Origin of the sequence: Metapseudomonas resinovorans, from assembly GCF_002003485.1 — a bacterium.
GTDB lineage: Bacteria > Pseudomonadota > Gammaproteobacteria > Pseudomonadales > Pseudomonadaceae > Metapseudomonas > Metapseudomonas resinovorans_D.
The window spans coordinates 1-22,365 of the sequence record NZ_BDMA01000023.1 but is presented as its reverse complement, the minus strand read 5'-3'; the positions used below and the strand labels follow the sequence as shown (position 1 = coordinate 22,365).

At 64.8% G+C, this 22,365-nt stretch carries 22 protein-coding genes and 1 tRNA gene; 11 read left to right on the top strand and 12 right to left on the bottom strand.

Annotation, left to right across the window (positions count from 1 at the left end; translation table 11 throughout):
• Positions 1 to 79: 79 nt before the first annotated feature.
• Positions 80 to 1,207, bottom strand: a complete 1,128-nt coding sequence (locus tag MnOB_RS07800) for a GGDEF domain-containing protein (protein ID WP_077523658.1) — start codon at positions 1,205 to 1,207, stop codon at positions 80 to 82.
• An 85-nt stretch (positions 1,208 to 1,292) separates the two neighbouring features.
• Positions 1,293 to 1,739, bottom strand: a complete 447-nt coding sequence (locus MnOB_RS07795; protein WP_077523657.1) for a DMT family transporter — start codon at positions 1,737 to 1,739, stop codon at positions 1,293 to 1,295.
• 205 nt (positions 1,740 to 1,944) lie between these two features.
• On the opposite strand from MnOB_RS07795, the gene fdnG reads away from it, so the two are divergent.
• The 7 genes from fdnG to MnOB_RS07755 all read left to right on the top strand — a co-directional run bounded on the left by fdnG (position 1,945) and on the right by MnOB_RS07755 (position 11,361).
• The gene (gene fdnG, locus MnOB_RS07785) at positions 1,945 to 5,019 is read left to right on the top strand and encodes a formate dehydrogenase-N subunit alpha (protein WP_158713778.1); all 3,075 of its coding nucleotides are present in this window, start codon (positions 1,945 to 1,947) and stop codon (positions 5,017 to 5,019) included.
• An 11-nt stretch (positions 5,020 to 5,030) separates the two neighbouring features.
• The gene (gene fdxH, locus MnOB_RS07780) at positions 5,031 to 5,957 is read left to right on the top strand and encodes a formate dehydrogenase subunit beta (protein WP_077523654.1); all 927 of its coding nucleotides are present in this window, start codon (positions 5,031 to 5,033) and stop codon (positions 5,955 to 5,957) included.
• A 74-nt stretch (positions 5,958 to 6,031) separates the two neighbouring features.
• Entirely contained in the window at positions 6,032 to 6,664 is a 633-nt protein-coding gene (locus tag MnOB_RS07775) for a formate dehydrogenase subunit gamma (RefSeq protein WP_077523653.1), read from the top strand.
• Between the two features lie 295 nt (positions 6,665 to 6,959).
• A complete protein-coding gene (gene fdhE / locus MnOB_RS07770; protein WP_077523652.1) occupies positions 6,960 to 7,889 on the top strand; it encodes a formate dehydrogenase accessory protein FdhE in 930 nt (309 codons plus the stop codon).
• A 48-nt stretch (positions 7,890 to 7,937) separates the two neighbouring features.
• Positions 7,938 to 9,344: an L-seryl-tRNA(Sec) selenium transferase gene (gene selA, locus MnOB_RS07765; RefSeq protein WP_077523651.1), complete on the top strand. Its 1,407-nt coding sequence runs from the start codon at positions 7,938 to 7,940 to the stop codon at positions 9,342 to 9,344.
• A complete protein-coding gene (selB, locus tag MnOB_RS07760; RefSeq protein WP_077523650.1) occupies positions 9,341 to 11,254 on the top strand; it encodes a selenocysteine-specific translation elongation factor in 1,914 nt (637 codons plus the stop codon). The genes selA and selB overlap by 4 nt, the downstream gene beginning before the upstream one ends.
• Before the next feature lie 11 nt (positions 11,255 to 11,265).
• A tRNA-Sec gene (locus MnOB_RS07755) sits at positions 11,266 to 11,361 on the top strand.
• 38 nt (positions 11,362 to 11,399) lie between these two features.
• On the opposite strand, the gene MnOB_RS07750 is transcribed toward MnOB_RS07755, so the two are convergent.
• Positions 11,400 to 11,726 carry a type II toxin-antitoxin system RelE/ParE family toxin gene (locus MnOB_RS07750; protein WP_077523649.1) on the bottom strand — a complete coding sequence of 109 codons (327 nt, stop codon included), beginning with the start codon at positions 11,724 to 11,726 and terminating at the stop codon, positions 11,400 to 11,402.
• Positions 11,723 to 11,959, bottom strand: a complete 237-nt coding sequence (locus MnOB_RS07745; protein ID WP_077523648.1) for a type II toxin-antitoxin system ParD family antitoxin — start codon at positions 11,957 to 11,959, stop codon at positions 11,723 to 11,725. Before MnOB_RS07745 ends, MnOB_RS07750 begins: the two co-directional genes overlap by 4 nt.
• A gap of 454 nt (positions 11,960 to 12,413) precedes the next feature.
• Here MnOB_RS07745 and MnOB_RS07740 point away from each other — a divergent pair, with 454 nt between their 5' ends.
• Positions 12,414 to 12,695, top strand: coding sequence for a hypothetical protein (locus tag MnOB_RS07740; RefSeq protein WP_077523647.1), 282 nt, complete (start codon positions 12,414 to 12,416; stop codon positions 12,693 to 12,695).
• 186 nt (positions 12,696 to 12,881) lie between these two features.
• On the top strand, positions 12,882 to 13,334 hold the full coding sequence (locus MnOB_RS07735) for a hypothetical protein (protein ID WP_077523646.1): 453 nt from the start codon (positions 12,882 to 12,884) through the stop codon (positions 13,332 to 13,334).
• Between the two features lie 87 nt (positions 13,335 to 13,421).
• Here the strand turns inward: MnOB_RS07735 and MnOB_RS07730 are convergent, their stop codons facing one another.
• The 7 genes from MnOB_RS07730 to MnOB_RS07700 all read right to left on the bottom strand — a co-directional run bounded on the left by MnOB_RS07730 (position 13,422) and on the right by MnOB_RS07700 (position 18,018).
• On the bottom strand, positions 13,422 to 13,889 hold the full coding sequence (locus tag MnOB_RS07730) for an aminoacyl-tRNA deacylase (RefSeq protein WP_077523645.1): 468 nt from the start codon (positions 13,887 to 13,889) through the stop codon (positions 13,422 to 13,424).
• Positions 13,890 to 14,097: 208 nt separating this feature from the next.
• A complete protein-coding gene (locus MnOB_RS07725; RefSeq protein ID WP_077523644.1) occupies positions 14,098 to 14,595 on the bottom strand; it encodes a GNAT family N-acetyltransferase in 498 nt (165 codons plus the stop codon).
• A 7-nt stretch (positions 14,596 to 14,602) separates the two neighbouring features.
• On the bottom strand, positions 14,603 to 15,160 hold the full coding sequence (locus tag MnOB_RS07720; protein WP_077523643.1) for a DUF4136 domain-containing protein: 558 nt from the start codon (positions 15,158 to 15,160) through the stop codon (positions 14,603 to 14,605).
• A 92-nt stretch (positions 15,161 to 15,252) separates the two neighbouring features.
• Positions 15,253 to 15,852, bottom strand: coding sequence for a DUF4136 domain-containing protein (locus tag MnOB_RS07715; protein ID WP_077523642.1), 600 nt, complete (start codon positions 15,850 to 15,852; stop codon positions 15,253 to 15,255).
• A 209-nt stretch (positions 15,853 to 16,061) separates the two neighbouring features.
• On the bottom strand, positions 16,062 to 16,811 hold the full coding sequence (locus tag MnOB_RS07710; RefSeq protein WP_077523641.1) for a methyltransferase domain-containing protein: 750 nt from the start codon (positions 16,809 to 16,811) through the stop codon (positions 16,062 to 16,064).
• Positions 16,808 to 17,110, bottom strand: coding sequence for a MazG-like family protein (locus MnOB_RS07705; RefSeq protein ID WP_077523640.1), 303 nt, complete (start codon positions 17,108 to 17,110; stop codon positions 16,808 to 16,810). The genes MnOB_RS07710 and MnOB_RS07705 overlap by 4 nt, the downstream gene beginning before the upstream one ends.
• 53 nt (positions 17,111 to 17,163) lie before the next feature.
• The gene (locus MnOB_RS07700; protein WP_077523639.1) at positions 17,164 to 18,018 is read right to left on the bottom strand and encodes a MaoC family dehydratase; all 855 of its coding nucleotides are present in this window, start codon (positions 18,016 to 18,018) and stop codon (positions 17,164 to 17,166) included.
• Positions 18,019 to 18,187: 169 nt separating this feature from the next.
• On the opposite strand from MnOB_RS07700, the gene MnOB_RS07695 reads away from it, so the two are divergent.
• Positions 18,188 to 19,186 carry an AraC family transcriptional regulator gene (locus tag MnOB_RS07695; RefSeq protein ID WP_077523782.1) on the top strand — a complete coding sequence of 333 codons (999 nt, stop codon included), beginning with the start codon at positions 18,188 to 18,190 and terminating at the stop codon, positions 19,184 to 19,186.
• Positions 19,187 to 19,429: 243 nt separating this feature from the next.
• Here the strand turns inward: MnOB_RS07695 and MnOB_RS07690 are convergent, their stop codons facing one another.
• Positions 19,430 to 20,785, bottom strand: a complete 1,356-nt coding sequence (locus MnOB_RS07690; protein WP_077523638.1) for a 3-oxoacyl-ACP reductase — start codon at positions 20,783 to 20,785, stop codon at positions 19,430 to 19,432.
• A 162-nt stretch (positions 20,786 to 20,947) separates the two neighbouring features.
• On the opposite strand from MnOB_RS07690, the gene MnOB_RS07685 reads away from it, so the two are divergent.
• Positions 20,948 to 22,225 carry an acetyl-CoA C-acetyltransferase gene (locus tag MnOB_RS07685; protein WP_077523637.1) on the top strand — a complete coding sequence of 426 codons (1,278 nt, stop codon included), beginning with the start codon at positions 20,948 to 20,950 and terminating at the stop codon, positions 22,223 to 22,225.
• The last annotated feature ends 140 nt before the right edge of the window (positions 22,226 to 22,365 follow it).

Sequence of the window (22,365 nt, the reverse complement as noted above, 5' to 3'; positions counted from 1 at the left end):
CACCAATTACGGAATCAGCCCCGCTGCAATGCACCGGTGCGCGCGGCGCACCCTACCGGGAATGCCTACGCCGACAAGCTCAGCCGTCGGCCATCTCCAACCTGTCCCGCCCCAGCGCCTTCGCGCGGTACAGCGCGTCGTCCACGCGTTTGAAGAAGGCTTCCGCACTGCCGCCGTCGCGCTCGTCGAAGCAGCCGAGGCCCAGGCTCGTGGTCACCGGCAAGTGCTGACCGTCAAGCTGAAAGCCGCGATTGGCCAGGTCCTCGCGGAACTGCTCGGCCAGGTGACGGGCCTGTTCCATGCTGGTATCCGGCATCAGTACGCCGAACTCCTCACCGCCCAGGCGCAGCAGCGCATCGCTGTCGCGGCGGAAGAATTCGCGCATGCGCTCGCCGAACGCGCGCAGGCAGGCATCGCCCACGCTGTGGCCGTGTTCGTCGTTGATCCGCTTGAAGAAGTCGATGTCCATCAGCAGCAACGACAGCTCACTGCCGTGGCGTTGGGCGCTGGCGCACATGGCCGGGAACAGGTTGTTGAACTGGTAGCGGTTGCCCAGTTGGGTCAGGACGTCGGTGCGGCTCAGGGTGTCCAGGCGCTGGCGCTGCTCCAGCAGCTGCAACTCCAGGGCGAGCATGGTGCCGTATTCACGGTGGCTGCGATTCAGCGCCAGCAGCAGGTAACTGAGGTAGAAGGCGAGGGTGACCAGCTCTGCACGTGTCCCTTCTGGAGAGACGCCCAGCACCACCAGGCCCGGCAGGTACAGCAGCAGGATGGCGATGATCGCGCGGCGCCGACGCATGGCGAAGTTGAAGGCCATTGCGGTGCTGAAGGCGATGGTGGCCAGGGTGCCGATCAGGCTCGAGGGGCGGAATTCGGGCGCCAGCAACACCCACGCGTGGGCCAGTCCCCAGCCGATGGACGACACCAGGATCACGCCCCAATGCCGGTCCAGCCAGCGCTGCAATTCGGGTTCGCTGCCCCCTACCGGAGGTTGGTGCAGCAAGCGCGCTGCCAGCATCAGGGCGAAGAAGCCGCTTCCAAGCAACCCCACGCCAAAGTGTTCCATCGGCGCTGCACTGAACAGCCAGCAGAGCAGCCAGGCCAGGAGGTAGTAGACGCCGCCGAGTCTCGTACGTGTGCGGGTGTCCTGCACTTCACGCCAGAGTCTGAATCGCTCTGGAGAATGAGGTAGATCGGCATCGGTCATCTTTTTGTGATCACAGATACAGCAGAGGTCGGCTGAGCTTAGCCGTTCTGCCACAGCATTGACATCAGATTGATATCGCTGCCGTTTATCCCCGACGAATGAGCCAGACGCCGCCTACGATCAGCGCCAGACCGGCCAGTTTGCCGATGCTGATGGGGGCCTCGCGGAAGCCGGCCCAGCCGAAGTGATCCAGTGTCAGTGCCATGCTCAACTGCCCAGCCAGCACCAGTGTCATGAACAGCAGCGCACCGATACGTGGGCCGGCAAAGGCGGCGGTGGCGATGAACACGGCACCCAGCAGGCCGCCACTCCACTGCCACCAGCTCACACCCTTGAGCGCATCGAAGGTCGGCAATTCGCGCTGGATCAGTACCACCGTGAGCAGGGCCAGGGTGCCCACCACGAAGGACACCAGGGCAGCGCTCATGACGCTGGAAATCTGTTTGGCCAACTGGCCATTGATACCGGCCTGCAGGGGCAGGAAGGCACCGGCGACGAAGGGCAGGGCGAGCAGCCACCAGGCCTTGGGCATGGGGATCTCCGGGAGGAAGTCGAGGGGCGCCTAGTATGCCCGAGGCGCTCTTTTGTGAGCGTACTGGTTGCTGTCCGAGGGTCCACCTGAGCGTTGAAGCCCGCGTCCAGGGCACCCATCTGGCAATACCCCCGAACCTGACTAACCTTTCAAGAGGTACGCCTGGCATGCACCGGGTACCGCCTGCCTGATAAGGGAGAGCACGATGGACATGAACCGTCGACAGTTCTTCAAGGTCTGTGCTGTGGGCCTTGGAGGATCGAGCCTGGCGGCTCTGGGGGTCGCCCCCCCGGCAGCCTTCGCCGACCAGGTACGTCATTTCAAACTGGCGCGCACCATCGAGACGCGCAACACCTGCCCTTACTGCTCGGTCGGCTGTGGCCTGATCATGTACAGCCAGGGCGATGCCGCGAAGAACGTCGCGCAGAACATCATCCATATCGAAGGCGACGCGGATCACCCGGTGAACCGCGGCACCCTCTGCCCGAAAGGCGCGGGCCTGCTGGATTTCGTCCACAGCCCCAACCGCCTCAAGTACCCTGAGATTCGCGAGCCCGGCTCCAGCGAATGGAAGCGCATCGAGTGGGATGACGCCCTCGACCGCATCGCCAAGCTGATGAAGGCCGACCGCGACGCCAACTTCGTCACGCAGAACGCCCAGGGCCAGACCGTGAATCGCTGGCTGAGCACGGGCTTTCTTGCTGCGTCGGCTTCTTCCAACGAAGCGGGCTACATCACCCACAAGGTGGTGCGTTCCCTGGGCATGCTGGGGTTCGATAACCAAGCGCGTGTCTGACATGGCCCGACGGTGGCAGGTCTTGCCCCGACGTTTGGCCGAGGAGCCATGACGAACCACTGGACCGACATCAAGAATGCCGATCTGGTGCTGATCATGGGCGGCAACGCCGCCGAAGCCCACCCCTGTGGATTCAAATGGGTCACCGAAGCCAAGGCGCACAACAACGCCCGGCTGATTGTGGTCGACCCGCGCTTTACCCGTTCGGCCGCCGTCGCCGACTACTACGCGCCGATCCGCACGGGGACCGATATCGCCTTCCTCGGCGGCTTGATCAACTACCTGATCACCCAGGACAAGATCCAGCACGAGTACGTGCGCAACTACACCGACGCACCCTTCATCGTGAACGACGGCTTCACCTTCCAGGACGGCCTGTTCAGCGGTTACGACGAAGCCAAGCGCGCCTACCCCGACAAGTCCACCTGGAGCTACGCCAAGGGCGAGGACGGCTACGTCCGTTCCGACATGACCCTGCAGGACCCGCGCTGCGTGTTCCAGTTGATGAAGCAGCACTACAGCCGCTACACGCCGGACCTGGTCAGCAGCATCTGCGGCACGCCGAAGGAACAGCTGGAGAAAGTCTGGGCCCAGGTGGCGGAGACCTCCGATCCCCGCAAAACCATGACCATCATGTATGCCCTGGGCTGGACCCAGCACTCGGTGGGCTCGCAGATGATCCGCACGGGCGCCATGGTGCAGCTGCTGCTGGGCAACATCGGCATGCCTGGCGGTGGCATGAACGCCCTGCGCGGCCACTCCAACATCCAGGGCCTGACCGACCTTGGCCTGCTCTCCAACTCCCTGCCGGGTTACCTGACCCTGCCGGCCGACGCCGAGCAGGACTACGCCGCCTACATCGACAAGCGCGCGACCAAGCCCGTGCGGCCGGGGCAGATGTCCTACTGGCAGAACTACGGCAAGTTCCACGTCAGCCTGATGAAGTCCTGGTTCGGCAAGTCGGCCACCGTCGAGAACAACTGGTGCTACGACTGGCTGCCCAAGCTCGATGTACCGGCCTACGACGTGCTGCGCTACTTCGACCTGATGTATCAGGGCAAGGTGAACGGCTACTTCTGCCAGGGTTTCAACCCCATCGGATCGTTCCCCAACAAGGCCAAGGTCACCGACAGTCTCAGCAAGCTGAAGTACCTGGTGGTCATGGACCCGCTGGCCACCGAGACCTCGGAGTTCTGGCGTAACGCCGGCGAATTCAACGACGTCGACACCGCCAGCATCCAGACCACGGTGTTCCGCCTGCCGGTCACCTGCTTCGCGGAGGAAGACGGTTCGCTGGTCAATAGCGGGCGCTGGCTGCAGTGGCACTGGAAGGGCGCCGAGCCACCCGGCCAGGCACGCACCGATATCGCCATCATGGGCGGCCTGTTCCATCGCCTGCGGGCGGCGTACGCAAAAGAGGGCGGCGCTTTCCCCGATCCGATCCTGGGCCTGGACTGGAACTACCTGCGTCCGGACGAGCCGGGGCCCGATGAAATCGCCCGCGAGTTCAATGGCAAGGCCCTCGCCGACCTCACCGATCCGGCAACCGGCGCGGTGCTGCTCAAGGCCGGCGAGCAAGTGCCCGGATTCGCCGTGCTGAAGGACGACGGCACCACCGCCAGCGGCTGCTGGATCTTCGCCGGCAGCTGGACTGCCGCAGGCAACCAGATGGCCCGTCGCGACAACGCCGACCCGTACGGCATGGGCCAGACGCTGGGCTGGGCGTGGGCCTGGCCGGCAAACCGGCGCATCCTCTACAACCGCGCCTCGGCCGACCCGTCCGGCAAACCGTGGAACCCGGACAAGAAGCGCCTGGTGTGGTGGAACGGCAAGGCCTGGACCGGCACCGATGTGCCCGACTACAAGGCCGATCTCGCGCCGGAAGCCGGCATGAGCCCGTTCATCATGAACCCCGAAGGCGTGGCGCGTTTCTTCGCCCTCGACAAGATGAACGAGGGCCCGTTCCCCGAGCACTACGAGCCCTTCGAAACCCCGATCGGCCGCAACCCGCTGCACCCGGACAACGCCAAGGTCACCAGCAACCCGGCGGCGCGAGTGTTCAAGGGTGACTGGGAGATGTTCGGCAAGGCGGACCAGTTCCCCATCGCCGCCACCACCTATCGCCTCACCGAGCACTTCCACTTCTGGACCAAGCACTGCCGGTTGAATGCGATCACCCAGCCCGAGCAGTTCGTGGAAATCAGCGAAGCCCTGGCCAAGGAACTGGGCATCGTCGCCGGCGACCGGGTCAAGGTCTCCTCCAACCGCGGCTTCATCAAGGCCGTGGCGGTGGTGACCAAGCGCCTGAAGCCACTGACCGTCGACGGCAAGACCGTGCACCAGGTCGGCATCCCGCTGCACTGGGGCTTCTCCGGCGTGGCCAAGCCCGGCTACATCACCAACACGCTTACGCCCTTCGTGGGTGACGGCAACACTCAGACGCCGGAATTCAAGTCGTTCCTGGTCAAAGTGGAAAAGGCATGAGGAGCTGAGCCATGGCATCACAAGACATCATCGCCCGCTCCGCCACCACGACACCCATGCCGTCCGTTCGCGAGATGGACGAAGTGGCGAAGCTCATCGACGTATCCAAATGCATCGGCTGCAAGGCCTGCCAGGTGGCCTGTTCGGAGTGGAACGACCTGCGCGACGAGGTCGGCCAGAACCACGGCACCTACGACAACCCGGCGGACCTCAGCGCCAACACCTGGACCCTGATGCGCTTCACCGAGCACGAGAACGAGGCGGGCAATCTGGAGTGGCTGATCCGCAAGGACGGCTGCATGCATTGCGACGACCCCGGCTGCCTGGCGGCCTGCCCGAGCCCGGGCGCCATCGTGAAGTACGCCAACGGCATCGTCGACTTCAACCAGGACAAGTGCATCGGCTGCGGCTACTGCATCACCGGCTGCCCCTTCAACATCCCGCGCATCTCGCAAAAGGACCACAAGGCCTACAAGTGCACCTTGTGTTCGGACCGCGTGTCCGTAGGGCTGGAGCCGGCCTGCGTGAAGACCTGCCCGACCGGAGCCATCGTCTTCGGCACCAAGGAAGACATGAAGGAGCACGCCGCCGAGCGCATCGTTGACCTCAAGTCCCGTGGCTTCGAGAACGCCGGGCTGTATGACCCGCAGGGGGTCGGCGGCACCCACGTCATGTACGTGTTGCACCACGCCGACCAGCCGTCGCTCTACGCCGGCCTGCCGAACGACCCGGCCATCAGCCCCATGGTCAGCCTGTGGAAAGGCGTGACCAAACCCCTGGCTCTGCTGGGGATGGGCGTTGTGGCGCTGTTCGGTTTCTTCCACTACGTGCGGGTCGGCCCAAACAAGGTGGAGGAAGACGAAGCCCCGCGCGGTGATCCGGCGGTGCACAAGGTCGACCCGTCGGTGCACAGCTTCGATCCCAAGGCACCGAGTTGATGTGCTTTTTTACTCCCTCTCCCTCTGGGAGAGGGGCGGGGTGAGGGAAGCCTGCCCCGAGCATGGAGCCCAACATGAACAAAGACATCGAACGCTACACCCCCTCCGAGCGCAGCAATCACTGGGCGGTGGCCATCCTGTTCTTCCTCGCCGGGTTGTCCGGCCTGGCGTTGTTCCATCCGGCGCTGTTCTGGCTCACCAACCTGTTCGGCGGCGGCCCCTGGACACGCATCCTGCACCCCTTCCTCGGCGTTGCCATGTTCCTCTTCTTCATCTGGCTGGCCATGCGCTTCGCCCACCACAACCGCTGGGAAAAGTCCGATAGCCAATGGCTGAAACAGTGGAAAGACGTGGTGAATAACCGCGAGGAGCGGTTGCCGGACGTGGGGCGCTACAACGCCGGGCAGAAGCTGCTGTTCTGGGTGCTGCTGCTCAGCATGCTGGTGCTGCTGGCCACGGGCGTGGTGATCTGGCGGCAGTACTTCAGCCATCTGTTCGGCATCGAACTCATCCGCCTCGCCGCCCTGCTGCATGCCCTCGCGGCCTGGGTGCTTATCTGCAGCATCATCGTCCACATCTACGCCGGTATCTGGATCAAGGGCTCCATCAGCGCGATGCTCCACGGCTGGGTCAGCAGCGGCTGGGCCCGCAAGCACCACAGGGGCTGGTACAAGGATTTGGCCAAGGGCGAAGACAGCAAGCGCTGAGGCCGATCGGGTAGGGTGCGCCGTGCGCACCGGCGGTTTGACCGGGTGCCGAAGCTGGCCCGGAAGTCGGTGCGCACGGCGCACCCTACGGTCCAGACCGGGCTAAAGAGGTCGACGTTGTGCTCGGTGGTGGATTCGCCCCCACGTTCTAAGGAACGTGGATGTTTACTCGCGAAAGGTTCGTAGGGTGGGTTGAGCGCAGCGATACCCATCGATTGGGCGCAAACGACAGGTAACGCATGGCTCAACCCAACCTACACATACGTCATCGGTGCCCATCAACAAGGAGTCCTGCGTGACAGTCGAGATACTCGAGCCCGGCCAGATCGAAGCCGCCGCCAACATCCCGCCCTTTCTCCACCTGCCTGGGCCCGACCTGTTCCGCATTCGCGCAGCACGCCTGCGCCAGCTCGCCGAAGGTCATCCGCTTGCCGGCTACCTGCTGCTGGTGGCTGCACTCTGCGATGCGCAGCAACAGGTGCTGGACCATCCGCCGCCACTTCCCGGCCCGGCTCCCGAAGCCGTGGCGCGCAGTCTCGAACACGGCATGCCGCCCATTGCCTACGAAGCGCTGGTACGCGCCGATGGCTGGCTCGCCGCCCTCGATGCCCTGCTGGCGCGCTTCCCTGCACCGGCCAACGCGGCCGTCGCCGATGCCTTGCGACAGCTGGGCGAGGCCGATACCGCCCAGCGCAAGACCTGGGGCGTTGGCCTGCTCAGCGGCCAGTTCGACCTGCTGCCACCGGCCATCGCGCCCTTTGTCGGCGCTGCCCTGCAAATCGCCTTCAGCCATTGGCTGCTGGCCCTGCCCGAAGGCGCGATTGTCGAGAACGAGGCCAAGGTCCTTTGCCCGGCCTGCGGTTCGCCGCCGGTCAGCGGCATGATTCGTCATCGTGGCAAGCACAACGGTCTGCGCTACCTGGCGTGTTCGCTGTGCTCGTGCGAATGGCACTACGTGCGCCTCAAATGCAGCCATTGCCAGGAGAGCAAACACCTCGCTCACCTCTCCCTCGAACGCGAGGGCGTGAAGAGCGAGCAGGCGCCCATCCGCGCCGAGACCTGCCCAAGCTGCCAGGGTTACCTCAAACAGTGCTACCTGGAGTTCGATGCCGAGGCCGAATCCCAGGCCGACGACCTAGCCAGTCTCGACCTCGATGTGCGCCTGAGCGAAGAAGGTTATCTGCGCCGCGCCCCCAACCTCCTGTTGGCCCCCGGATCGGAATAAACACCTAGACTCAAGACGGACCCAATGCCCCCGCGCTAAGGAATGCCAATGTCGGCCGCTCGCTTGCCCTCTGTCGACCGCCTGCTGCGCAGCCCGGCCTGCGCTCCACTGCAACAGCGCTACGGCCGCGAGGCCCTCCTCAAGACCCTGCGTGACCTGCTCGACGAATTGCGCGAGCCGGCGCGACATGGCCAGCTCGCCGCTATCGAACTGACTGATGCGGTGCTTGCCGGCCGCGCGGGCGAGCGCCTTGCCGCAACCCATTCCAGCCAGGTGCGGCGGGTGTTCAACCTCACCGGCACCGTGCTGCACACCAATCTCGGTCGCGCCCTGCTGCCGGATGAAGCCATCGAAGCCATCACCCTTGCCGCCCGCTACCCGCTCAATCTTGAGTTCGACCTCGCCAGCGGCAAGCGCGGCGACCGCGACGACCTCATCACCGGCCTGGTCCGCGAGCTGACCGGCGCCGAAGCGGTCACCGTGGTCAACAACAACGCCGCAGCAGTGCTGCTGGCGCTGAACAGCCTGGGCGCGCGCAAGGAAGGAGTGATTTCCCGAGGCGAGCTAATCGAGATCGGCGGCGCCTTTCGCATTCCCGACATCATGGCCCGTGCCGGCGTGAAGCTCGTCGAAGTGGGCACCACCAACCGTACCCACGCCAAGGACTACCAGGCCGTCATCAACCCGCGCACCGGCCTGCTGATGCGGGTGCACACCAGCAACTACAGCGTGCAGGGCTTCACCGCCAGCGTACCCACGGCGCAGCTGGCGGCCATCGCCCACGCCCATGGCTTGCCGCTGCTGGAAGACCTCGGCAGCGGCACACTGGTGGACCTCACTCGCTGGGGCCTGCCCAAGGAACCCACCGTGCAGGAGGCCCTGCGCGACGGCGCCGACATCGTCACCTTCAGTGGCGACAAATTGCTGGGTGGACCCCAGGCGGGGCTGATCCTAGGCAGCAAGGAGCTGATCGGCCGGATCAAGAAGAACCCACTCAAGCGCGCCCTGCGCGTGGACAAACTGACCCTTGCCGCGCTGGAGGCCGTGCTCGGCCTGTATCGCGACCCGGAACGCCTCGCCGAACGCCTCACCACCTTGCGTCTGCTCAGTCGCCCGCAGCAGGACATCCAGGCACAGGCCGAACGCCTTGTGCCACCGTTGGCGGCGCAACTTGGCGCCGGCTGGCTGGTGAGCGCGGCACCGGCACTCGGCATGATCGGAAGTGGCGCGCAGCCGGTGGCACGCCTGCCCAGCGCAGCCCTCTGCCTGCGCCCGCAACAGCCCAAACGCCTACGCGGCCGGGCCCTGCGCTTGCTGGAAGAAAACCTGCGTACCTTGCCCATTCCGGTGATCGGCCGTCTCGACGATGACGCCCTTTGGCTCGACCTGCGCCAACTCGACGACGAACCCGCCTTCCTCGCGCAACTGCCGCAATTGCAGGGGGCCGTTGAGTGATAGTCGGCACCGCAGGCCATATCGACCATGGCAAGACCGCGCTGCTGAAGGCCCTCACCGGCCTGGAGGGCGACCGACGCCCGGCTGAGCGCGAGCGCGGCATCACCATCGACCTCGGCTACCTACATGCGGACCTGGGTGACGGTCAGCCCACCGCCTTCATCGACGTGCCAGGTCACGAACGCTTCATCCACAACATGCTGGCCGGTGCCTGCGGTATCGACCTGTTGCTGCTGGTCGTGGCCGCCGACGACGGCGTGATGCCGCAGACCCGCGAACACCTTGCCATCGCCGAGTTGCTGGGGGTTCGCAGGGCCGTTGTCGCGCTGACCAAGCTCGACCGCGTTGATGCCAGGCGCGTGGACCAGGTACGCGCTGAAGTCACTGCGCTGTTGGCGCCGGGGCCACTGGCGGACGCGGAAGTCTTTCCTGTGGACAGCCTCAGCGGCAAAGGCATCGACGCCCTTCGCCAGGCGCTTCTGGCGGAAGCCGCGCTCCGCACTGAAGGCGGCACGGATGGGTACTTCCGTCTGCCGATCGACCGCGCCTTCAGCGTTTCCGGTGCGGGTGTGGTGGTCACCGGCACTGCCTTTGCCGGGCAGGTGAAAGTGGGCGATGAACTGGTCCTCAGCCCCTCAGGCAGGACGGTGCGCGTGCGCGGTTTGCACGCACGCAATCAGCAAGTCGAAGAGGCCCAGGCGGGGCAACGCGTGGCCCTCAACATCACAGGCGACCGCCTGAGCCTGGACCAGATTCATCGGGGCGATTGGTTGCTGGCTCCAGCCTTGCTGGCGCCCACCACGCGGGTGGACATCGATCTGCGCCTGCTACCCAGCGAGCCCCATGACCTCGCCCACTGGACGCCGGTGCACATTCACCTCGGTGCTCAGGATGTGACCGGGCGCGTGGCCTTACTGGAAGGAGAGCGCCTGCCACCTGGCCGTCGCACCGTCGCCCAGTTGCTGCTGAATGCCCCTGCCCATGCGGTGCACGGCGACCGTCTGGTGCTGCGCGACCAGTCGGCCCAGCGAACCCTCGGCGGCGGCCGCGTACTTGATCCCTTCGCGCCTGCGCGCAATCGCCGTACGCCGGAGCGATTGGCGCAACTGCAAGCGCTGCGCGGCGAAGGTCTGGAAACCGCCTTGCCCGCCCTCCTTGGCACGGCCAGCAACGGCCTCGATCCGCATTTGCTGGAGCGGCAATTCAACCGTCCCCGCGCCGGCTGGGCGCTACCTACCGAGGCGGTAGAAATCACCACCCGTATCGGTCAGCGGCTGTTCGCCAGGGAACGCTGGCAGGCACTGGAACAGCAACTGCTAGAGGGCCTGGCACGCTTCCACGCCGAACTCCCCGACGAACTCGGCCCCGACCGCGACCGCTTGCGCCGTTACGCACTCTCCGGACTGGAAAGGCCCGTCTTCATCGCCCTGCTGGAACAGCACCTGAGCGCGGGCATGGTCCAATCCAGCGGGCCATGGCTGCATCTGCCCGATCATCAGGTCCAACTGAACGATGCCGACGAAGCCTTGCGCCAACGCATCTGGCCGCTCCTGGAGGCCGGCCGATACGACCCGCCCTGGGTTCGCGACCTGGCCAAGGAGCTGGGAGTAGAGGAGGGCGCCATGCGCCTGCTGCAACGCAAACTCGCCCGCCTCGGCCTGCAGCACCAGGTGGTCAAGGACCTGTTCTACCTTGATACGACCATCCACCAACTGGCTACACTGGCTCGGCAACTGCAGGACGAACACGGCACCATCAAAGCCGCCGCCTGGCGCGACCGCCTCGCCATCGGCCGTAAGCGCAGCATCCAGCTACTCGAATACTTCGACCGCATCGGCTACACCCGCCGCATCGGCGACCAACGCAAGATCAGGGAAGACTCCGCACTGGCCCAAGCGCCCAGCCCCTGATCACAAGTTATGGAAGGCAAGCACGCCCGGTGGCGTGGCCGGGCTTCAAACCCGGTGGGGGACGGCAGCCGTTCCTGGGTGAGTTCGACTCTCACTGCCTTCCGCCAATCCCCTCTCTGAAAGTCCCGTCTTGCGGGCGATGGATTTATTTTTCGTCGCTCTGCATCCAGGCCGGGATATCGCTCGTCCCATTCAGTACCCGCCACACATCGATGTGATCGTCACGCTCGATGTAGAAGACCAGGTAGGGATAGCGCTTCAGCATCCAGGAACGCAGTCCCGGCAGATCGAGTTCGTGGGCGTATCGCGATGAGCCCGACTCGGGATGCCGGCTGATGTGCTTGTAGCTCCGCTCCAGGGCGTCGATGAAACCAAGTGCGGCTTGCTCGGCTCCTTCGCTCAGGTAGTGGCTGATGGCCTCGTCGATGTCCTGGTTGGCCAGTGCCCGGGGGATGATGGGCTTGGCCTTCATGCCTTGGCGTTCCGTACCCGGTTGCGCAGGGCCTCGAAGTAGTTGTCATCAGCCGGGGCGGCGGGAGCGGACGCGGCGCCTTCCAGAAGCAGGTGGCGCAGACGCTGGCGGTCCTGGTCCTTGCGGATCAGTTCGCGGACATACTCGCTACTGGTGCCGTAGCCGCGCTGGCTGACCTGCTCGTCGACGAAGCTCTTGAGGGCGTCGGGCAGGGAGATGTTCATGGTGCTCATGGGACCTCACCTTTTGGCAAAATTTGCCAAAGCATGTTAGCACCGGTTGCAGATTCACTTTTAATACCGATCGTCCCGTCCCATGGTGTACCCACCAAACATCTACCCCTCGTTCTGGTCGATATGGAAAAGCACATACGGATAACGCTTGAGCTTTTCAGGAGCGAAATTTGGCCCTCGGTTTTTTTCTTGAGTTTCCGTGGCTTGCGCCCGCTTCTTAGTGTCGATCCTGACATTTAGACAGACGGTCAGTCCGCTTGTGCGCGTGGTTCTTGCAGGCTTGCGTCGTGCTCATCACTATTCAATGCAGTTCTCTCGCAGTTGCTTCAAGGGGAGCGGGCAGCCGGTAGTTTGCTGCTCATTCAGTTGAACGTACCGCAATGACACAGGTATCACCGCTCAAGGCAGCGCCTCTGAGAAGGCGCACTGAAGCAAGCGATTATCAGGAGTTGACATGACTATCCGATTCGCATTCGGCAGCGCGCTGGTCCTTATGGCGAGCGTGGCATTTGCTGGGCCTCCCGCAGCCAAGAAAGACAGCGATAACTATTACCTGAACTGGCAGGAACGTAACGGCGCCATCGCGCTGGATACTGTGTGCAGCAAGAACGAGAAAGGCACCAAGCAGTTCCGCAATTGCCAACAGCATGCCCAGGTAATCTTCCGCAACTCCTGCACCAAGGCGAAGGACCCGGCCAGCAAGTGGTGCGTTGCGCAGACCCAATACAAACCCTGAGTTCGTCTCGATCACGGAGGAAGGCATCAACTTCCTCCGTACCTCTCTCGAAGCCTCGATTTGCGAGGCTTTTCTCTGCTCTTTTCCTGCGTTCTGGACCGTTGGGTCGAGAGGCATGGCTGCCTCCAAACGCCCGCTTATAGTGGATAAGTGAGCAACGGCGCTTCTCACCGTGGGAGGCCAGCGATGAATGCAGCAAGGTATCTGGCACTGATCACTGCCGTTTTCGGACTGTGCGCGTGCGCGGGCCCGGCAGGCGACGCCAAAAAAGAGTTGCTCGAAGTCAGATTGAACGCCACGCCGAAGAACGCCGGGCGTATCGCTCAGGCGACGCTGGTGCCGCGGGGCGATGAAACGAGCATTTCGTTTGTGATCAGCGGCGTACCGTCCTTCACGACTCGCCCCGTCCGCCTTTACACCTTCATCTATCCGGGAAGTTGCGCGCATCCGGGGGCATCGCCCGCCTATGAGTTGAACAATACGGTAACCACCGAGCGCCATTTCCGCGGTGACGTCTGGCGGATGTCGAAGTCCGCGCCTGTTCCATTCTCGGCGTTACGCGCAGGCGATTACTCACTCGTACTGCGGACGACGCCCGCAGATGGCAACTACGACATTTTCTGTGGGGATATCCGGTAAGGAACTGGCAAGCCCACTTCACAAATGAACGGTGTGGCTCCGGGAGCGAACTCTTTCGCGAATGAATTCGCTCCCACAAGGCGGCGGCTATTCGCAGAGTTTCCCGCTCTTGGCTTCCGGCATCAGCGCCATGTATTGCTTGCCGCTCATGTGCACCAGTTCGTCATGGCGGCCGGATTCGAAGTAGATGTCCGGTTGTTCCGCCAGGGATTGGTCGATGAGGGTGTCGAGGCCGAACAGGTTACCCACGGCGGGGATGGCGCCGGTTTCGCAATTGGCGAAGCGTTTGCCGAAGTCCCGTTCGCGCACCAGGCGCCAATGGCGGTGGGTGAGTTTGTGGACCTTTTCCAGGTCGACATGACGTGACGCGGGCACGACGGCCATCATCCAGTGGCCCTGGAAGTCGTCGAGTATTACCGGTTTGGCCATTTGCTGCGGCGGCACGCCGGCGCGGCGGGCGGCTTCGCGGGTGGTCATGGATGCGGTGTGATTGAGCACGTCGAAGCGTGTCTTGTGCTGCATGAGGCTGCTTTGCAGCTGGGTGATCATGGTCATGGGACACCTCCTGCCAGGCGGCGGTTCATCGCTCCCGATAAGCCTGCGTAGCCGGCACTCGAGGAGGAGCCTCCCGCTCCCCACCCGGCATCGGTGTTTGCCGGTGCCATGTGGATAAGTTTAGTGAGGGGCTGGGCTGTCGGACCTAAAGGCGCCGATCGGTTCAGGGCAGGTCGCGGCGCATGGCCAGTCGGTTGCGCAAACGGGCTCAATCCGTGAGGGCTTTGTCCATCTGCACCAGGGCGACGCGCCGGCCGTCCGCGGCGAGACGTTCGACGATGGCGCGTGGCTGGTAGCCGAGCCGGGTGTAGAGAAGCAGGCCGCCAGCATTGGCGTTGAAGCAGGAGACCTTCATCAGCCTGGCCTTGTACTGCTCGCGGGCCTGGCGCTCCATGACGCCGATCAGGTACTGGGCGACGCCATGGCCGCGTGCCCAGAGCGCCACCATCATGTTGCCGAGGGCGCAGAACTCGCCGTGCTGCCATTGGTAGAAGTTGGCGAAACCGGCGACTTTGCCGTCCAGCAGGGCGACGGTACTCCCGCGACGCTCGGCCATGGCAGCGGCGAGTTGGCCGACGGTGAGGGGCCAACTGGCCTTGGGGTAGGCGAAGAACAGTTCGTCCGCATCCTGGGGGAAGCGGACGATATCGTGGAGGTCTTCGACGCTGGCGGGGCGGTACTGCAGTTGGGGATTAACAGCGGGCATGAGGTCCTCAGTGCGGCGGGTATTGGGCGATCACCTTGGCGACCGTTTCGCGGATGGCGGCTTCACGTTCAGCCGGAGTCGGCGGCGAGTTTTTCATGATCTGTTCTGCACTTCCGCGCCAGACCAGCTTGCCGTCCTTGGTGTCGTACAGGTCCACCTGGATGGTGGCGACCTTGTAGGTGTACACGCGGGTTTCGGTGTAGGCCGGTCCACCCCAGTAACCTCCCCAATAGCCGCCCCAGTAGCCGCCGTAGTTGTAGCTGCTCTGCTGTTGGCGCTCATCGACTATCAGCCAGGATTGGACATCCAGGTCGGCCTTGCCGCTGGTGGCCGGGCGCAGGCCGCGCTGGTCGAGCTGCTGGCCGACGGCGTCGCGGATGCGCTGTTCGGTGAGGTCACTCTTGATGCGCGGGTCGTCGGGGCTGTACTGCAGGGCGGGCTCTTTCCAGCTCCAACTGCGGTACGCGCCGAAATCGCGAGAGCTGTCGTAATCGCGGTTGACGTTGTAGTTCTGGCAGGCGGCCAGGAGCACGACGGTGGAAAGGAGTAGCGTGAGGCGGGTCATGATCGGATCTCCTCTGCCGGAATCATTATCGAAACGCAAGGCAAGACAGTCGGCAAGGGGAATTTGAGGGCGCTCTATCCCGAGGCTTTCACTCAATTCGGCGGATAGTCGTCCAGGGCTTCCTTCACCGCTTCGCGCAGCGCGGCCACGCCGTCGGAGCGGCTGCCGTTGGCGTAGGTTTCGCCGCTGCCACTCCACACCGGCTGGTTGTCGCGGGCGTCATAGAACTCCAGGTAGACCACGGCCACCTGTTCCTCATAGGTGCGCACGACCGGCACGGTGGCCCATGCCCCGTACTGGTCGCGCCACGGGCCGCTGCCGTAGTAGGCGCCGCCATAATCGTCGTACTGCCGCAGGCGCCGTTCGTAGCGCAGGCTGGCGCTGACCTTGAGATCGGCCTGGCCGGGATTGCGTGCCTGGCGCAGGCCGTGCTGGTCGAGGCCGGAGTTGACCATGTCCGCCATCTGCTCGGGCGTCGCCCAGTTGTTGCCGGCGGGAAGCTGGCCATCGAGCCAGGTCCAGCTGCGGTAGCGGCCGAAGTCGCGCGGCGCGGCGGGGTAGGCGCTGCTGTCGAAGGTGGTTGCCGCGCCCGGCGGGGCGGGAGGCAGCGGGCGAGACTCGGCCTTGTACGGGTTCTGGCTCTGGCAGGCGGACAGCAACAAGGCAAATGCGAGCAGCGCGGGCTGTTTCATGGGGCCTCCGTTCAAACCTGCTCACGATTTCGTGAGCTAGCGAAGAGCAAGGCGCAACGACCAACGGGAGTAACAGCCGCAGGCTGGCCCGAAGGGAGAGCGCCAGCGAATCAAATGGCTGAGGAAGCGGAGTTTACGGATGTAAATGAGCATTCCGAAGCCATTTTCAACGCAGCTATTCCGACGCGCAGCTAATTGTGAGCTGGTTTTCAGAGTGGGCGGCAAATCCAGTGCAGGTAGCGACCTAATCCCGAATAGCTGGGGTGTCGGCGGTAGGCCAGTTCCATTTCCAGCAGGTCCACCAGTTCGGCCTTGGCCTGGAACTCCTGGGGCATGTAGTCGTGGAACACACGCACGCCGCTCTGGTTTTCGACTTTCCAGTGGCCTTCGAGTTGTGTCGCCAGGTCACGCGGGTCCAGCGGCTGCTGCGGGGTCAGGCTTTGTCCTTCGCCGGCGAACTTGTGTTTGCGCAGCTTGCGGAAGTGCCCCTTGAGCAGGTTGCGGTAGATCAGCGCGTCCTTGTTGTAGAAGGCCAGCGACAGCATCCCATCCTTGGCGGTGAGCTGATGCAGCACGGGCAGGATGGCGTGCGGGTCGGCCAGCCATTCCAGCACGGCGTGGCAGAGCACCAGGTCATAGGGCTCGGTGAGCTGGCCGAGCAGCTCCTGCCAGGGCGCCTGGATGAAGGTGGCAGCCTGGCCGGCCTCGGCAAAGCGCTGGCGGGCGCCTTCGAGCATGGGTTCGGCCGGCTCTGCGAGGGTGACCTGGTGGCCGCGCTCGGCCAGCCAGAGCGCCATGTGGCCCAGACCGGCACCCACATCGAGCACGCGCAACGGGCGGTCGGGCAGGACTTCAGCGAGGTCGGCCTGCAGCACGGCGAGGCGGATGGCGCCCTTGGCACCGCCGTAGATCTTTTCGGCGAAGCGCGTCGCCAGTTCATCGAAGTGACGGTCGCTCATGTGAAGCGCCTTTCGCTGTCGGCCAGCTTGGCACGGACCACGGCGTCCATGTCCAGGCCGAGTTCGGCGCAGAGCAACAGGAGGTAGAGCACGATATCGCCCACTTCCTGGCCGGCGTGGGCGAGTTTTTCGGGGGGCAGCTGGCGTGACTGGTCTTCGCTCAGCCACTGGAAGATTTCCACCAGCTCGGCCATTTCCACGCTGGCGGCCATGGCCAGGTTCTTCGGACTGTGGAATTGCCGCCAGTCGTTGTTATCGCGGATGGCATGCAGGCGGGCGGTGATTTCGTCGAGGTTCATGGGGCTCTCCTTGAGCCGCCTATGGTCCCGCTGGCCGCCCGGCCGCGCAAGGGTTATCCCTGCGGGCGCCAGCTTCCCGCCATATGCGGAATGTCGCCCTTGCCGAGCAACGCGAGTTGGCCTTCGGCGGCCGGCGCGCTGGCCAGCAGGGTGACTTCGGCCGGCAGGAGAACGGGCTTCTGGAAACGTACTTCCAACTCGTAACCGGCGCTGGGCAGGTGGATTTCCAGCGCAGCCAGGCAACGAGCCTTGTTCCACAGCCCATGGGCGATGGCGCGGGGGAAACCGAACAGCCTGGCGGTGGCGGCCGAAAGGTGGATGGGGTTGTAGTCGCCGGCCACGCGGGCATAGCGCCGGCCGATGTCGGCAGCGGCGTACCACTGGTCCAGGTGCGTCAGCGGCAGGCTTTCCTGGGGAGTGCGTGGTTCGGGCGTGCCGGGCAGGCGCAGGCCGCGGAAGAGGATGCGGCTGTCGCCCTCCCAGACCAGGCCGAGCTGGTCTTCCAGGCGGGTGATCAGGCTGAAGGTGGCACCTTTCTCGTGGGGCTGGAGATCGCTTACCTGCACGCTGGCCACGAAGGGCCCCAGGCCACCCAGGGCGCGCAACACGCGGATACGGTTTTCCAGGTGCACCAGACCCAGCAGCGGGAAGGGGAAGCGCGGGTCGGTGAGCAGGCGCATCTGCAGCGGGAAAGCGAGGACGTGCGGGTAGGTCGCCGGCATCAGCCCCTTGTCGCTGAAGCCGCAGACGGCGCGATAGCGCGCCAGATGACCAGGGTCGACGCTCACCTGGCAGCGCACGCCCAGCTCGGGCAGGGCCTTGCCGCGCATGCCACGGCGCACGGCTGCGCGGGCGAACAGGCCGGGAAGGGCGGGAGGTGCGGAAAGGTCGAGCCAGTCGGTGGCCATGCGTGATCTCCTCAAGGCGAATGGGGCTCAGCATAGTCAGCGGATTGTGTCGCACATTGGCCGGCCGTCCCGGGAGTGCGGCAGGGCAGTCAATCGCGGCCTTGAGCGGGGATGAAAAAGCCGAATAAGATGGCCGCGCCTCGCAGACAATAAGAATTCTCCGAAAATGATGCGTGATCTGACCGACGATGTGGCGCTGATGCGCCCGGTGATCGACGCCCTGCGTGCCAGCGGCACCGACCCGGACAAGGTTCTGGTGCGCGTCGGCCTGCCGCCAGGCGGACTGCCCGCGGGTCGCTTTCCCCATGCTGCGCAAACCCAGTTCTGGAAGGCTGCCGCCGCCGAGTGCGGTGAGGAGCACGTCGGCCTCTACCTGGCGGGTCATTTGCCGGCCTTCCACGGGCTGCTGCTGGAGTACCTGTTCCTCTCCAGCGGCACCTTCGGCGAGGGGCTGCGGCATGCCCTGCGCTATGTGCGCCTGCTCTCCGACACCCTGAGCGCCCATCTGGAAGTCGAAGATGATCGCGCCGTGCTCTCCCTCGGCCGGCACGCGGGTAGCAACCGGCACTTCCCGGAGATGCTCGCGGGTGCGGTGATCCGACTTTTCCATGCCCTGACCGATGGGCAGTTCAAACCCCACGAAGTGCAACTGATGCACGCCGAGGGCGCCCCCGCCGAGCGTTACCACTCGGTCTATGGCTGCCCGGCGAGGCTGGGGGCTGATCGCTACGCGCTGATCTTCGATGCCGAAGTGCTGGACAAACCCTCGCGCCACGCTGCGCCGGACCTCCTGCGCATGCACGAATCCCTGGCCCGTCGCCAACTGGCGGAGGTGGAACGCCTGGACCTCGTGCGTCAGGTGCGCGAGTTGATCGGCGAACTGCTGGTGGATGGCGGCGCGACCCTGGAGCAGGTCGCCGCACGCCTGAACATGCCGGCCCGCCGCCTGCGGGAAAGGCTGGCCACGGCCGGGGTGCGATTCAACGACCTGGTCACCGACTACCGTTGCCGGCTGGCCAAGGAGCTGCTGCTGAAGACTGACGAGCGCATCGAGGTGATCGTCGAACGCACCGGCTTCTCCGAACCGAGCACCTTCTACCGGGCCTTCAAGCGTTGGGTCGGGGACACGCCGGTGGAGTTCCGTAGGAAGGGGAAGGGCGAGGGCTGAAACCTCGCACGTTTAGTCGGGATGAAATGCGCTTGTAGGAGCGAATTCATTCGCGAATGCAGGCCTGAAGTCTGCCCTGCTGGGTTTATTGGGGCGGCTTTGCCGCCCTTTCGCGAATGAATTCGCTCCCACCCGGTAGGGTGCGCCGTGCGCACCAGCGGTTTGACGGGGGACCCGGAGTCGATCCCTGAGTCGGTGCGCACAGCGCACCCTACGGTCCTGAATCGTCGCAAGGGGCCGGCCTCAAGCCCCCAACAGACTCTGCCCGCACACCCGCATCACCTGCCCGGTCAGGGCGCCTGAGCCCGGCTGGGCGAACCAGGCGACGGCTTCGGCCACGTCCTGGGGCAGGCCGCCTTGGCTCATCGAATTCATGCGGCGGCCCGCTTCGCGGATGGTCAGGGGAATGGCAGCGGTCATCTGGGTTTCGATGAAGCCGGGCGCCACGGCGTTGATGCTGATACTGCGTTTGGCCAGCAGCGGCGCCCAGTTCTGCGCCAGGCCGATCACGCCGGCCTTGCTCGTCGCGTAGTTGGTCTGGCCCATGTTGCCGGCAATTCCGCTGATGGAGGCGATCAGCACCACGCGGCCGTTGTCGTGCAGCTTGCCGGCGTCCAGCAGGGCCTGGGTGAGCACCTGCGGGGCACGCAGGTTGACGTTGAGCACCGAGTTCCAGAATTCGTCGCTCATCTTTGCGAGGGTCTTGTCGCGGGTGATGCCGGCGTTGTGCACCAGGATGTCCACACCTCCAGGCAGGGCTTCTACCAGTTGGCTGGCGGCATCTTCGGCAGTGATGTCCATGACGACGCTGTGGCCGCCCAGGCGTGCGGCCAGGCCGTCGAGGGCGTCCTTCGCCGGGGGCACGTCCAGCAGCACCACCTCGGCGCCGTCGCGGGCCAGGGTTTCCGCGATGGCGGCGCCGATGCCACGGGAGGCACCGGTCACCAGCGCGCGCTTGCCGGCCAGTGGGCGGGTCCAGTCGAGGACCTTCTCGGCGCAGGCTGTCAGGCGCAGTACCTGCCCTGAAATGTAGGCGCTCTTGGGTGAAAGGAAGAAACGCAGCGCGCCTTCGAGCTGGTCCTCCGCACCTGCGCCCACGTAGATCAGCTGGACGTTGCCGCCGCGGCGGATTTCCTTGCCGAGGGAACGGGTGAAACCCTCCAGGGAGCGTTGCACGCTGGCGGCGACCAGGTCCTCTGTCGCTTCGGGGGCGCGGGCCAGGACCACCACTTTCGGGCATTTACCCAGCCCCTTCATGGCCGGTTGGAAGAAGTTGCGCAGCTCGATCAGTTGCTCGAACCGGGTCAGCCCGCTGGCATCGAAGATCAGCGCCTTGAGTTTCGGGCTGTGCTCGGCCGTCCAGCGCGACAGGCCGAAACGTCCGTCTTCGTCGGCGAAATTCTGGTCCGTGAGTTTGTTCAGTACGCCGCTGGCCGCTTCGGCAAGCGCGCCCTGGCCACCAATCAGCAGGGCTCCGTCTACCGGCCGTGCCCGGCCTGCCATCCAGCGCTCCAGGCGAACCGGCGCCGGCAAGCCCAGGGCGCCCACCAGGCGCCGGCCAGTGTTGGAGTTGGCGAAGGCGAGGTAACGGTCGTTCATGGGGTAGCTCCTGCTGGTCAATCGAAAGTGGGCTCACTCTACGCAGACACGCGTTGAGCGCAATTGACCGCGCTGACCTGCCGAGCGGCGAGGCGGCCAATCCAGCCGTCTAGTCTTGTACCCGACACTGCAACCCGCAAACCCTCATCGCAAGGAGTCACCATGGCCCAGCTTCGCCGGGTCGCCATCGTCGGCGGCAACCGCATCCCCTTCGCCCGCTCCAACACCGTCTACGCCACGGCGAGCAACCAGGACATGCTGACCAGCGCCCTGGAGGGCCTGGTGGAACGCTTCAATCTGCACGGCGTGCGCGTGGGCGAATTCGCCGCCGGTGCGGTGCTCAAGCATTCCCGCGATTTCAACCTGGCCCGTGAATGCGTGCTGGGTTCGCGCCTGGCGCCGGAAACTCCGGCCTACGATATCCAGCAGGCCTGCGGCACTGGCCTGGAGGCTGCCATCCTGGTGGCCAACAAGATCGCCCTGGGCCAGATCGAATGCGGCATCGCCGGCGGGGTGGATACGACCTCCGACGCGCCCATCGGCGTACATGAGGAGCTGCGCAAGATCCTGCTGGAAGCCAACCGTGGCAAGACCACCGGCGACAAGATCAAGACGTTGCTGAAGGTGCGCCCGCGTCACCTGGCGCCGAACATCCCGCGTAACGGTGAGCCGCGCACCGGGCTATCCATGGGCGAACACTGCGAGCTGATGGCACAGACCTGGGCCATCCCCCGCGATGAGCAGGACCAGTTGGCCATCGCCAGTCACCAGAAACTCGCGGCGGCCTATGCCGAAGGCTGGCAGAACGACCTGATGAGCCCCTTCCGTGGCCTGAACCGCGACCAGAACCTGCGTCCCGACATTAATGCCGAAAAGCTGGCGGGCCTGAAACCGGTGTTCGAGCCCGGCCCGCGGGGCACCCTGACGGCGGCCAACTCGACGCCGCTGACCGACGGCGCCTCGGTGGTGCTGCTGGCCAGCGAAGAGTGGGCCAAGGCACGCGGGCTGCCGGTCCTGGCCTACTTCCGGGACGGCGAAGCGGCGGCGGTGGATTTCGTCAGCGGCGAGGAAGGCCTGTTGATGGCGCCGGTCTACGCAGTGCCGCGCCTGCTCGCGCGCAACAACCTCTGCCTGCAGGACTTCGATTACTACGAAATCCACGAAGCCTTTGCGGCCCAGGTGCTTTGCACCCTCAAGGCCTGGGAGGACGCCGACTACTGCAAGAGCCGTCTCGGCCTGGACAATCCGCTGGGGTCCATCGATCGCAGCAAGATGAACGTCAAGGGCAGCTCGCTCGCCGCCGGACACCCCTTCGCGGCTACCGGCGGGCGCATCGTCGCCAACCTGGCCAAGCTGCTTTCGGTGGCGGGCGAGGGGCGAGGACTCATCTCGATTTGCGCTGCAGGCGGCCAGGGTGTGACCGCGATCCTGGAAAAGTAATCCAATACCCGTGGCGGCAAGTCATCGCCGCCACGCGATGTAAGCAACTCCGTGATTTAGGGCGGCCCGCAATGTCGGGGCCGCCCTTTTTTTTGGTTCTTCGCGGATTTCCGGGGAGCCATGAAAAAAGAACGGCGATT

Bases quoted from the DNA above. Each gene is read 5' to 3' on its own strand.
- MnOB_RS07800 (WP_077523658.1), bottom strand. From the start codon at position 1,207: ATGACCGATGCCGATCTACCTCATTCTCCAGAGCGATTCAGACTCTGG.
- MnOB_RS07740 (WP_077523647.1), top strand. From the start codon at position 12,414: ATGACTATCCGATTCGCATTCGGCAGCGCGCTGGTCCTTATGGCGAGC.
- MnOB_RS07690 (WP_077523638.1), bottom strand. From the start codon at position 20,785: ATGAACGACCGTTACCTCGCCTTCGCCAACTCCAACACTGGCCGGCGC.
- MnOB_RS07700 (WP_077523639.1), bottom strand. From the start codon at position 18,018: ATGGCCACCGACTGGCTCGACCTTTCCGCACCTCCCGCCCTTCCCGGC.
- fdxH (WP_077523654.1), top strand. From the start codon at position 5,031: ATGGCATCACAAGACATCATCGCCCGCTCCGCCACCACGACACCCATG.
- MnOB_RS07795 (WP_077523657.1), bottom strand. From the start codon at position 1,739: ATGCCCAAGGCCTGGTGGCTGCTCGCCCTGCCCTTCGTCGCCGGTGCC.
- MnOB_RS07705 (WP_077523640.1), bottom strand. From the start codon at position 17,110: ATGAACCTCGACGAAATCACCGCCCGCCTGCATGCCATCCGCGATAAC.
- MnOB_RS07735 (WP_077523646.1), top strand. From the start codon at position 12,882: ATGAATGCAGCAAGGTATCTGGCACTGATCACTGCCGTTTTCGGACTG.
- MnOB_RS07725 (WP_077523644.1), bottom strand. From the start codon at position 14,595: ATGCCCGCTGTTAATCCCCAACTGCAGTACCGCCCCGCCAGCGTCGAA.
- MnOB_RS07775 (WP_077523653.1), top strand. From the start codon at position 6,032: ATGAACAAAGACATCGAACGCTACACCCCCTCCGAGCGCAGCAATCAC.
- MnOB_RS07745 (WP_077523648.1), bottom strand. From the start codon at position 11,959: ATGAGCACCATGAACATCTCCCTGCCCGACGCCCTCAAGAGCTTCGTC.
- MnOB_RS07750 (WP_077523649.1), bottom strand. From the start codon at position 11,726: ATGAAGGCCAAGCCCATCATCCCCCGGGCACTGGCCAACCAGGACATC.
- MnOB_RS07730 (WP_077523645.1), bottom strand. From the start codon at position 13,889: ATGACCATGATCACCCAGCTGCAAAGCAGCCTCATGCAGCACAAGACA.
- MnOB_RS07695 (WP_077523782.1), top strand. From the start codon at position 18,188: ATGCGTGATCTGACCGACGATGTGGCGCTGATGCGCCCGGTGATCGAC.
- MnOB_RS07685 (WP_077523637.1), top strand. From the start codon at position 20,948: ATGGCCCAGCTTCGCCGGGTCGCCATCGTCGGCGGCAACCGCATCCCC.
- MnOB_RS07720 (WP_077523643.1), bottom strand. From the start codon at position 15,160: ATGACCCGCCTCACGCTACTCCTTTCCACCGTCGTGCTCCTGGCCGCC.
- MnOB_RS07715 (WP_077523642.1), bottom strand. From the start codon at position 15,852: ATGAAACAGCCCGCGCTGCTCGCATTTGCCTTGTTGCTGTCCGCCTGC.
- selA (WP_077523651.1), top strand. From the start codon at position 7,938: ATGTCGGCCGCTCGCTTGCCCTCTGTCGACCGCCTGCTGCGCAGCCCG.
- MnOB_RS07710 (WP_077523641.1), bottom strand. From the start codon at position 16,811: ATGAGCGACCGTCACTTCGATGAACTGGCGACGCGCTTCGCCGAAAAG.